Source organism: [Clostridium] symbiosum ATCC 14940 (assembly GCF_000466485.1).
Lineage (GTDB): Bacteria > Bacillota > Clostridia > Lachnospirales > Lachnospiraceae > Otoolea > Otoolea symbiosa.
In genome coordinates this window covers 23529-24827 of sequence record NZ_KE992924.1, presented here as the reverse complement: position 1 = coordinate 24827, position 1299 = coordinate 23529, and the positions used below count along the sequence as shown (strand labels likewise).

Annotated in this window: 1 protein-coding gene; it reads left to right on the top strand. The window is 39.3% G+C overall.

The genetic code is table 11. The features are described 5' to 3' along the window. The first annotated feature begins 174 nt into the window (after positions 1 to 174). Positions 175 to 1125, top strand: a complete 951-nt coding sequence (locus tag CLOSYM_RS12080) for an alpha/beta fold hydrolase (RefSeq protein WP_044902390.1) — start codon at positions 175 to 177, stop codon at positions 1123 to 1125. Positions 1126 to 1299 lie beyond the last annotated feature (174 nt).

The following is a 1299-nucleotide window of genomic DNA, read 5'->3' as shown; positions in this document are numbered from 1 at the left end:
AAGCGGGCGGTGGAATTTAAATAAAAAATTTTCACAGCCTTTTCTTTAAGAATATTGTAATGCACATCCGGGAAGATCTGTGGTATAATTTGTGTTATACAAAACCTGCGGACTCCATAAATATTCACCAGGCTTTTTATGATTCGCTTACAGTTTATCTGTCAGGAGGTATCAATGAATACAAAAAATAAAATCATGACATTGTTAGCATTGTCAGCAGGCGGAGCTGCCGCTACTGCCCTCTTTAATAAATATATAAAAATCACTGCCGTCTCTAAGAATCTTATGAGTGAACCGCATCCGCTCTGTTACAAATGGCGTCTGGGTAACATTCATTATACAAAGATTGGTAACGGCAGGCCTCTGCTCTTGGTACATGATTTAAACTTTGCATCCAGCGGCTACGAGTGGACTTTACTGATTGATAAATTAAAACAGAACTATACCGTTTATACCATTGATTTACTTGGCTGCGGCCGTTCAGAAAAGCCGAACCTGACTTACACCAATTATCTCTACGTCCAGCTTCTCTGTGATTTTATTAAATCAGAGATCGGACATAGAACAAATATTATTGCTACCGGAGAATCTGCTGCTCTGGCAATTATGGCGTGCAATAATTCACCTGAACTTTTCGATCAATTAATGCTGGTGAATCCGGACAGTTTGGCAAGCTGCAGTCAGATACCTGGAAAAAATGCTAAATTCTATAAATTGATACTGGATTTGCCAATCGTTGGTACTCTTCTATATCATATTGCCAGCAGCCGGAATATTATAGAAGAATCATTTGAGGAAAGATACTTTTATAATCCATATTCTGCTAAACCATTCTATATTGATCATTATTTTGAATCGGCTCATTTAGGAGAATGTCCGAAAGCCGTCTTTTCAAGTATGGAATGCAAATATACGAAGTGCAATATTATCAATGCATTGAAGAAAATTGACAATAGCATCTTTATTGTGGGCGGAGCTGAAGAGCCATATATTTTAGATAACATCGAAGAATATAAACTCTATAACTCAGCAATTGAATCCTCAATTATCAGTAAGACAAAGCATCTGCCGCAATTGGAAAATCCGGCTAAACTGCTGGATGCTATATCCATGTTTTTTGCCTAAGATAAGGAGAGGAATGTTTCACGTGAAACATTCCTCTCCTTATTTTTTTTTAACCTTGGGACCCGCCGCAAGCCAGCGAACGGGGTGATGAGGTGTGTATACGAGTCTTTTGTCCCGGAGGAAGATTGTCATGATTTGGGGCGGAGGGGACATGGGAGTCCGCCGGTGCTTAGC